Genomic DNA, 9,122 nt, shown 5'->3' on the forward strand with positions numbered 1-9,122 from the left:
TCCGTAAGCTATTTTATGTTTGTATTAAAATTACAAAATATGGCTAAAAGAGAACAAATGTTTCGGTTGATGAATATATCAAACTTCCTAAAATCTAAACCAAGAGGTGTAACATTTAGAGATATTCAACAGTATTTGGAAAAAAAATACGATGAAGAAGATTATGATGGTGAATTAGCTTTCAGTGAAAAAACTTTTAAGCGCGATCGTAAATTGCTTCTTGAACTTTTTAAAATAGAAACAAAGTTCAATCGTTCTACAATGCTTTATCAGATTATTGAAGATAACGAATCAAATCAAACTATTTTTGATAATTTATTATTAGTTAATGCATATAAAAAGGCAGCTGACCAAGCAAATATCTTACTTTTTGAAAAAAGACAAGCTTCTGGTTTGGAAAATCTTGATGGACTAATTCATGCAATTAAAAACACAAAAATTATTAGTTGCACTTATACGAAATATTGGGAAGGTGTACCTAATAAAAAGGTTTTAGAATCTTATGCTGTGAAAGAATTTAGAAATCGTTGGTATTTGATTGCAAAAGATCGTAATGATGATGATTTTACTTTGAAAACATATGGATTGGACAGAATTTCAAATTTAGAAATTCATTCTTCAACATATGTAAAGAATAAAAAAGTGAATGTAGAAGATATGTTTATCAATTCGTTTGGTATTATTTCGACATTAGGACAAGAGCCAACTAAAATCACTTTATCTCTGATACCTTGGCAAGGAATGTATGTGAAATCATTACCCATTCATCATTCGCAAAAGATTCTTGTAGACAATGAAAATGAGTTAAAATTGGAATTAAACTTAGTTCCTACTTATGATTTTTTCCAAGAAATATTAACGCATAATCAACGATTATTATCATTAGAACCAAAAGCAGTAAGAGAGGAATATCTTAAATTTTTACATGTAGGATTAAATAATCTTACAAAATAATAACATATTTAACAATTACGTAAAAACGTAAAATTATATTTGTTGAATAAAATTCGTTTTCATAGTATTGCATAATCAACATTATGTAAACAATACAATATTTCATTAAATCATCATGGTGCTTTAAGCGATGCTAAAGCTTGTGCTGAATTGTTTTTGATACATTTACAAAACATAAGTAAAATTTAAAAATGAACAATAAAATATCAATAAAAACTATAAGTGAATTACTACAATATAACTTCTTTATTCCTTCTTATCAGAGAGGTTATCGCTGGACTGAACAACAAGTAACTGATTTGTTGAATGACATAAATGAATTCACAACAGATTCTGATGAAAAAAATTGGTATTGTTTACAACCAATTGTAGTAAAACAAAAAAAGGATGAGAACAAGTGGTACGTAATTGACGGACAACAACGGTTAACTACAATTTATCTAATCTTGTATTATTTGAATCAAAAATATACAGAAGAAAAAAGAGTTAAATTGTTTGATTTAGAATATGAAACTCGAAAAGATTCGGCGGATTATTTAAAAAATAAGTTAGGTAAGATAAAAGAAGATACTTCAAATATTGACTATTTTTATATATCAACTGCTTATCAAACTATTTGTGATTGGTTCAAAAAAAAGGAAGAGAAACTTGATGTGATTACGTTTAGTTCTAAATTCAATTCTTCTACAAAAGTTATTTGGTACGAAACTTCACAAAATGAAGATTCTATTGATATTTTCACAAGAATAAACAGTGGGAAAATACCTTTAACGAATGCAGAATTAATAAAAGCATTGTTTTTAAATAGCTCTAACTTCTCCAATACAGACACAGAGAAACTGCGTTTGAAACAATTAGAAATAGCTTCAGAATGGGACAGAATTGAATTTGCTCTACAGGACGATTCTTTTTGGTATTTCATCAACAAAAATGAAAACAATCTTCCAACGAGGATTGAGTTTATTTTCAAATTAATGTATGAAGTAGCACAAGCAGAGGATAAAGAAGTGGAGGAAAGAAAACACTTGGGAATAAAAACTAAAGAACAAATTGATAAGAGAAAAATTGAACATCAAACAATTGTTGAACAATTCGGAAATGATGAGTATGCTACTTTCAGATTTTTTAATGATAAATTCAAAAATAATTCTGAAGTAAATAATAACTGGAAAGACATAAAAAAGTATTTTCAAACGCTTGAAGAATGGTACAACGATAGAGAATTGTATCATAAAATCGGTTATCTGATTACAGTTGGAATAAATATAAAAACTATTCTTGGTAATAAAGAAAACAAGACCAAAATTGATTTTGGGAAGTGGTTAGATCAAGAAATCAAAAAAATAGCAAGCAAAAAGCAAGTTGATAAATTAGAATATGAAAAAGATAATGCTCAGTTAATCAATGTATTGCTTTTGCACAACATCATTACAACAATAAATAGCGATGATACTTCTCTACGTTTTCCATTTAATAAATACAAAGACAAGAAAAATGGTGGTTGGAGTTTAGAGCATATTCACGCACAAAATTCTGATAATATTACAGAAATCGATGATTTTGAAGAATGGTTGAAAGTAATAGATACCGATATGATTACGGAAGAAATAAAAACAGAAATCAATAATTTCAATAATGACAAACAAAAGGAAAAAGTTTCTTCACTTGTCGAGAAATTAAGTAATCTATTTGGCGAACTTGATATTCATTCTATTGAAAATATGGCATTACTTTCCAAAAATGACAACTCAAAACTTAATAATGGATTGTTTCCTGTAAAAAGAAAAAGAATAATTGATCTTGAAAAGAATGGAGCATTTATCCCTATTACTACCAAAAAAGTATTCCAGAAATATTTTGATGACTGTACAAAACAATTTAGTAAATGGGAAGAAAAAGACAGAAATGCTTATTTGAATGACATTAAAGAAACTTTGAAAAACTATTTATCTCAAACAGAATTATAAAGACAATGAACAATAATTTAATATCAAATAACATAACTTTTTTACAACTACTATCATCTGAAAGCAAAGTATGTAATTGCTGTGGAAATTTAGAATGGAATCCTCTTAATAAAATAGAAATACCAATCATACAACGAGATTATGCACAAGGTAGAACTGGTAAAGAAGAAGTTAGAAATAATTTCTTAGAAACGCTTAAAAATACTCTTATACAAAACACTAAATTAGAATTAGATTTTGTTTACGGCAGTATAAAAGATAAGGTTTTTCAACCACTCGATGGTCAACAACGTTTAACAACTTTGTTTTTGTTGCATTGGTTTATTGCTATAAAAGAGAATAAGTTAAATGATGAATTGAAAAAACTCTTAACAAAATTCACCTACGAAACACGTACCAGCTCACGTGAGTTTTGCGAAGAATTAATCAATAAAGGGATTGATTACAATCAAAAAGATAATATTTCTGAACAAATCATCGATAACTCTTGGTTTTTTCTTTCATGGAAAAGAGATCCAACAATAAAATCTATGCTAACAATGTTGGATTCGATTGAACAGAAATTTAGAGATACAACGGAAGTTTGGGGTAAACTAAACAATATTAGTTTTTATTTCATAGAATTACAGGATTTCGGACTTTCCGATGACTTGTATATAAAAATGAATGCAAGAGGTAAACCTCTAACTGATTTTGAAAACTTCAAAGCAAAGTTTGAACAGCATATTACGAAAAATCATTGGGAAAAAGATATTACTAATCCACAAGAAACGTTTACTCATAAAATAGATACTAATTGGACAGATTTATTTTGGCAGTATAAAGATGAAAACAATAAAATAGATGATAATTTTCTGAAATTCTTTTCAACAATTGCGATTCTTAATTATGCTCAAAATAAAGAAATTTTTGAAAATTTAGAAGAAGAAATTGAAATTAAAAAAATACTTAAAAAAAAGAATAAAAGCAAAAATGTTACTGAAGATGCTGTAAAGAAAGAACGTATTGAAATAAGAATCACTGAGTTAGCGAATAATTATAAAGCTATCACACCAAAAGATTTTCCTACTGCTATTTCTTTTGATTTTCTTAAGAAATGTTTAGAATATTATTCAAAGGATGACAATGATAAAATCTCTTTAGAACTAAATCTGTGGGATATAACAAAATCAGGAAATTTGTTTGTAAATTCAATAAAAATAAATGAAAATACGACTTATAAAACCCGAGTACTATTTTATGCTCAAACATTATTCTTCCTAAATAAAAGTTCTGATTTAATCTCGTTCAACAATTGGATGCGTGTTGTAAGGAATATTGTAGAAAACTCAACGATAGATAGTGCTGCTATGTTCATTTCAGCAATAGATTTAATTAACGAGCTTTCTGACGGATGTTTTGATATTTACGGATATCTTTCTCAAAATAATATCAAATCAGGATATTCAAAAGTACAAGTGGAACATGAGGTAATTAAAGCAAAATTAATAAGTGGAATTGAAGGTGATAGATGGAAGAAACTTATTTTTGAGAATGAAGATCATCAAATGTACAAGGGTGTAATTCGATTTTTATTAGATAATAATGAAAACTTAGAGATATTTGAAAAATGGAGTAATAGAGCTAATTATTTTTTTGCTAATGATGGAATTATAGAAAAATATAAAAAGGATGCATTATTGCTTAGAGCATTAGTTAGTCAATTTAAAGATTGGAATCAATTTAATGCATTGGATTACGATTGTGAAAAAGGAACTTGGAGTAATATTTTAAGAAACGAAAAACTCATTCCAAAATTTCAAAAATTATTAGAAACGAATGATGAGGCAGATTTAAGAAAAATGCTTCTAATAGATTCTACTATTGAGGACGAAAAACTTAGACTTGTACATGAAGATTTATATAAAACTAAAATATTAATGGCAATAGAAAAAAGAACTAGATTAGCCAAAAATTATAATAATTATGTACTTTATCCTTACAATGCAAAAGTTGACTGGAAAAAATATATTGTAGGTTCTGAAAGGAACAAAATATTGTCAGATAAGATTAATGAAGAAATAATTACCTTTAAAAATGAAAATCAACAATTAAAATCTAATGGAGAATTAATTCCATTTTTCTGGGGATTAGATATTCCTTTTATATATAATAAAGTGGAATACATTTGGGACCGTAATAATAAAATAATTAAAGTTTCTACTAAGGAAGAATTTGTTGTAGAAGAATTTTGTTGGGAAAAATAAAAAATCAAATAATTAATAGGACTCATCCAAAAGATGAGTCTTTTTTTATTTTATAACTTTTTAATGGACATGTATTGTCTTTATCTAAAAATACATTTGTTACAAATAAGTAAATAATGGAAACTCTTAACAAAAAACAAATCTTAGAAAACATTGGTCTTTTATATGAAAAAGCTGAAAATTGTAAATTAGAAAACTCATTTTTTGAAAGTGCAAAAGATGAAATAAATTTACTACAACGTTATTTTAAATTATCTGAAAGTCAAATATTATTCATAGCTGTTATTATTGCTTTAAATTATAAAGGGAGAACTGTTGATTTGAATGATTTAATTCAATATTTTGATTGTAATCCAATGAGAATTCTTGAATTTTCAGACGATTTAGATTTTTTGCAAAAGCAGAAATTTATTAAAAAACAGAAGTCTAGACACCGAATAAAACTTCAAGGAATTTATGATGAGTTTACAATCAATGAAGAAATTACTAATGCCATTCTTAATAATAAACCTTTTCCTAAAATTCTGGATGAGAAAAAAAATGATGTCATAGATTGTTTGGAAGAAATATACAATTTGGGAAATCGTAGAGATGAAGACGAAATTTCTACTTCTGAGTTATTTAGATATACAAGACAAATAATTAATCTTCATGTCAATTTTCCATTAATTAAAAAAGTGAAACAATTTAATTTTACTATCGATGAAAATTATCTTTTCCTGTATTTGATTTGGAAAACAATTACGGGTAAAGAATCGACAGATATTGGTAGAGCATTAGAAGGAATCTATGAAAATGCTGGTAAGCGAATTGATGTAATGCAAAATTTAATAAATGCTAATCATGTATTATTAGAAAACAATTTAATTGAAATTGTGGAAGCGAAGTTTTTTAACGATACTGAAATGAAATTATCGAGTAAATCGTATCAACTTCTATTTGATTGTGGAATTAAATTAATGCACAATAAAGTAAAAAAAGATAATGTTATTGAACCATTAGAAATTGTTGCACGTGAATTGATTTTTGATCAAGATGAGATGAAGCAACTTAGTTTTTTAGAAAATTTATTAGAAGAAAGCAAGTTTAAAGAAACACAAAATAGGTTAAAGGAAAAAGGTTTACCAAAAGGAATTTCAATATTATTACATGGATTTCCTGGTACAGGTAAAACAGAAGTAGTTAAACAATTAGCAAAATCAACAAATCGCTCAATCATGAAAGTTGATATCAGTCAATCAAAATCAATGTGGTTTGGAGAAAGTGAAAAAGTCATTAAACGTGTTTTTACATCATATAAATCGTTTTTAAATGAATGTAATCACACACCTATTTTGTTATTTAACGAAGCTGATGCGATATTTTCTACAAGAAAAGAAATTAATAGCTCTAATGTTGCGCAAACGGAAAATACAATTCAGAATATTCTTTTGGAAGAACTGGAGAATTTTGACGGAATTTTGATGGCCACTACAAATTTGGCAACGAATTTAGATACCGCATTTGAGAGAAGGTTTTTGTATAAAATATTTTTTGATCAACCAAAAGAATCAATTAAAGCTAAAATTTGGAAATCAAAATTTCCTTATTTAACGAAAGATTCCTGCAAAAAATTAGCTGCAACATTTAATTTCTCTGGAGGGCAAATTGAGAATATTTACCGTAAAAGTGAGATTAACGAAGTGCTTTATGATAAGAAATGTAATATTAACGAAATACAACAATTTTGTAATGACGAATTAATAAATTCTGAAAGTCCTAAAATTGGTTTTGGGAAAAGTAGTTAAAAGCTTTGTTAACTACATATTCAACTCATATCTAACAGAACGTCCTGCACCTTCAGTAATCAATACTTTTTTTTCAACTAAATCTTGTAAATCACGTGTAGCCGTAGCTTTAGAAGTTTTGGTAATAGATATGTATTTCTTTGCTGACATTCCACCTTCAAATCCTTCTGCTCCTTTATCTAACATTTTTATAATGACTTTTAGTTGACGCTCGTTTAAAAGAGGTTTTGTTTGATCTAAAAACTTTGTTTTATTTAATGTGAAATTCGTTATTTTCTTTGCTTGAATTTGCGCATCAAGAATAGTTGTAGAAAAATACAAAATCCAATCTGTAATTTCTAATGTTTGCTGAGAATCTTTCAACGCTTCGTAATAATTCTTTTTATCCTTTTCAATCGTACTTGATAAACTCATGATTAACGGACGATTAAAACTTTCTGCTAAACATTTTTCTGCAATAGCACGTCCAATTCGTCCATTACCATCTTCAAAAGGGTGAATTGATTCAAAATATAAATGAGCAATGGAAGTTTTAATCAACGCATTTTTAATATCGATTGGTTCTACTTTGAATTCATTGTACCAATTGACAAAATTTTGCATTTCTGTAAGAACTAAATTTGAAGAAGGTGCTTGATAATGTATTTTTTCTCGACCATAAGCTCCCGAAACAATAACCATTGGTTCTTCGCCAATTCTATAATTTCCTGCATTAATATTATTTGAATTTTCAAATAATATTTTATGCCATTCCTTTATTAAATCTTCAGTTAGTTCAGTTCTAAAATTATTTCGAACATCAACCATTAACTCTCCAATACCACGAGCATTTTTATCTTTTATATGACTAATAGAAGAATGAATTCCAATTTTATTTTTAATGGATGACATTACATCTTGACGGCTATAAAATTCGCCTTCAATCTCAGAAGTTTTAATTGCTTCATCAATCATAAATTGAATAATCGTTTCTTGCTTGATATCTTCGGGTAAAGTATCAATCATTCCCTTTAATTCGCCTATTTCTACAGCAAATTTCATAACAATTTGATCGATTACAGAAGAATTATACTCAAATTTTGCCCAATTTTTATATTGCCAATTGTATCGCATGAGCCGATTAATTTAGTTAATTGGCTCAAATATACTAAAAATATGAGCCGATTAACTAAATTTATTTGGCTCATTAAGTTCATTAACATCAATTAAACATTTTAAATTCACTATTTTTCACCATTTTTCTTAGCCCAATTCTAATTAAGAAAAATCAACAATCTTATAAAATAGATTTGACTTTTAAAACGTATAATTATGAGTCAAATACAGATTTTGTTGGTTTATAATTGAAAGAATAAACTCAATAAAAATGAAGAATCATTAATTCAGATTTGCTGTTATCAGAATGGAAAGAGAACATATTTTTCAACAGGTCAATTATGTTTAATAAAGTTATAATGTTAATAAACCATAAATTATTTCATTTTTAATCAAATTAAGGATGTAAATATTATAATAAAAATACAAAATTATTATATTGTAATTGAATATGTTGTAAATAATCTTAAAAATATTTATTTTTAAGTAGTGTTTTATTTGTTAAACTTTATATATTTGCACCCACGAGAAAAGAAATTGATCTTTTACTCTGGGTCCTATAACTCAGTTGGTTAGAGTAGCTGACTCATAATCAGCAAGTCGTTGGTTCGAGCCCAACTGGGACCACAAAAGCACCTTTTTAAAGGTGCTTTTTTTATGTCTATAATTTTTAATTTTATTTATAATTTATTGTAAATAAAGTTTTTATGTTTTTTTTTAGTAAGCTTGAAGGACTTTCTTCAATAAGGTAATCCCAATTTATTTTTTTATTTCATTTAACGATGAGCCGATTATTTTGATTAATTGGCTCAAAAAAGTATGAATTATGAGCCGATTAGTAGTTTTTGAGGTTTCAGATATATGTATTTTACGATGTGAATGAGACTAAGACTAAGACAAAGACTAAGGCTAAGGCTAAGACTAAGGATGCGGTTCTGAAACGAGTTCCTTTAGATTTGAAAATCTTAAATTGTAGTATAAAAAGAAGAGAAAAGAGTTTGAGTACACTATAACGAGTTCAGAGCTATATAATCTCATATTCTGATTAAGACTCAACTCTTTCTTATCAAATT

At 27.1% G+C, this 9,122-nt stretch carries 5 protein-coding genes, 1 tRNA gene and 1 pseudogene; 6 read left to right on the top strand and 1 reads right to left on the bottom strand.

Annotated elements, in window-relative coordinates:
* Nucleotides 1–39 precede the first annotated feature (39 nt).
* The 4 genes from G0Q09_RS07660 (at nucleotide 40) to G0Q09_RS07675 (ending at nucleotide 6,954) form a co-directional block, all read left to right on the top strand.
* Complete coding sequence (locus G0Q09_RS07660; protein ID WP_181816282.1) at nucleotides 40–954, top strand: helix-turn-helix transcriptional regulator; 915 nt, start codon at nucleotides 40–42, stop codon at nucleotides 952–954.
* A gap of 191 nt (nucleotides 955–1,145) precedes the next feature.
* Nucleotides 1,146–2,921, top strand: a complete 1,776-nt coding sequence (locus tag G0Q09_RS07665) for a DUF262 domain-containing protein (RefSeq protein ID WP_114999422.1) — start codon at nucleotides 1,146–1,148, stop codon at nucleotides 2,919–2,921.
* 5 nt (nucleotides 2,922–2,926) lie between these two features.
* On the top strand, nucleotides 2,927–5,167 hold the full coding sequence (locus G0Q09_RS07670) for a DUF262 domain-containing protein (protein ID WP_114999424.1): 2,241 nt from the start codon (nucleotides 2,927–2,929) through the stop codon (nucleotides 5,165–5,167).
* Between the two features lie 116 nt (nucleotides 5,168–5,283).
* Nucleotides 5,284–6,954 (top strand): ATP-binding protein, encoded by a 1,671-nt coding sequence (locus G0Q09_RS07675; protein WP_114999425.1) that lies wholly within the window; start codon nucleotides 5,284–5,286, stop codon nucleotides 6,952–6,954.
* Nucleotides 6,955–6,966: 12 nt separating this feature from the next.
* Here G0Q09_RS07675 and G0Q09_RS07680 read toward each other — a convergent pair whose 3' ends face one another.
* Complete coding sequence (locus tag G0Q09_RS07680; protein ID WP_219034455.1) at nucleotides 6,967–8,067, bottom strand: Fic family protein; 1,101 nt, start codon at nucleotides 8,065–8,067, stop codon at nucleotides 6,967–6,969.
* Nucleotides 8,068–8,313: 246 nt separating this feature from the next.
* Here G0Q09_RS07680 and G0Q09_RS15195 point away from each other — a divergent pair.
* Together G0Q09_RS15195 and G0Q09_RS07685 are read left to right on the top strand one after the other, a co-directional pair.
* A pseudogene (locus tag G0Q09_RS15195) lies at nucleotides 8,314–8,409 on the top strand (hypothetical protein); the annotation flags it as partial.
* A gap of 193 nt (nucleotides 8,410–8,602) precedes the next feature.
* A tRNA-Ile gene (locus tag G0Q09_RS07685) sits at nucleotides 8,603–8,676 on the top strand.
* Nucleotides 8,677–9,122: the final 446 nt, after the last annotated feature.

The sequence above is a fragment of the Empedobacter falsenii genome, from assembly GCF_019308355.1.
GTDB lineage: Bacteria > Bacteroidota > Bacteroidia > Flavobacteriales > Weeksellaceae > Empedobacter > Empedobacter falsenii_B.

Bases quoted from the DNA above. Each gene is read 5' to 3' on its own strand.
- G0Q09_RS07660 (WP_181816282.1), top strand. From the start codon at position 40: ATGGCTAAAAGAGAACAAATGTTTCGGTTGATGAATATATCAAACTTC.
- G0Q09_RS07665 (WP_114999422.1), top strand. From the start codon at position 1,146: ATGAACAATAAAATATCAATAAAAACTATAAGTGAATTACTACAATAT.
- G0Q09_RS07670 (WP_114999424.1), top strand. From the start codon at position 2,927: ATGAACAATAATTTAATATCAAATAACATAACTTTTTTACAACTACTA.
- G0Q09_RS07675 (WP_114999425.1), top strand. From the start codon at position 5,284: ATGGAAACTCTTAACAAAAAACAAATCTTAGAAAACATTGGTCTTTTA.
- G0Q09_RS07680 (WP_219034455.1), bottom strand. From the start codon at position 8,067: ATGCGATACAATTGGCAATATAAAAATTGGGCAAAATTTGAGTATAAT.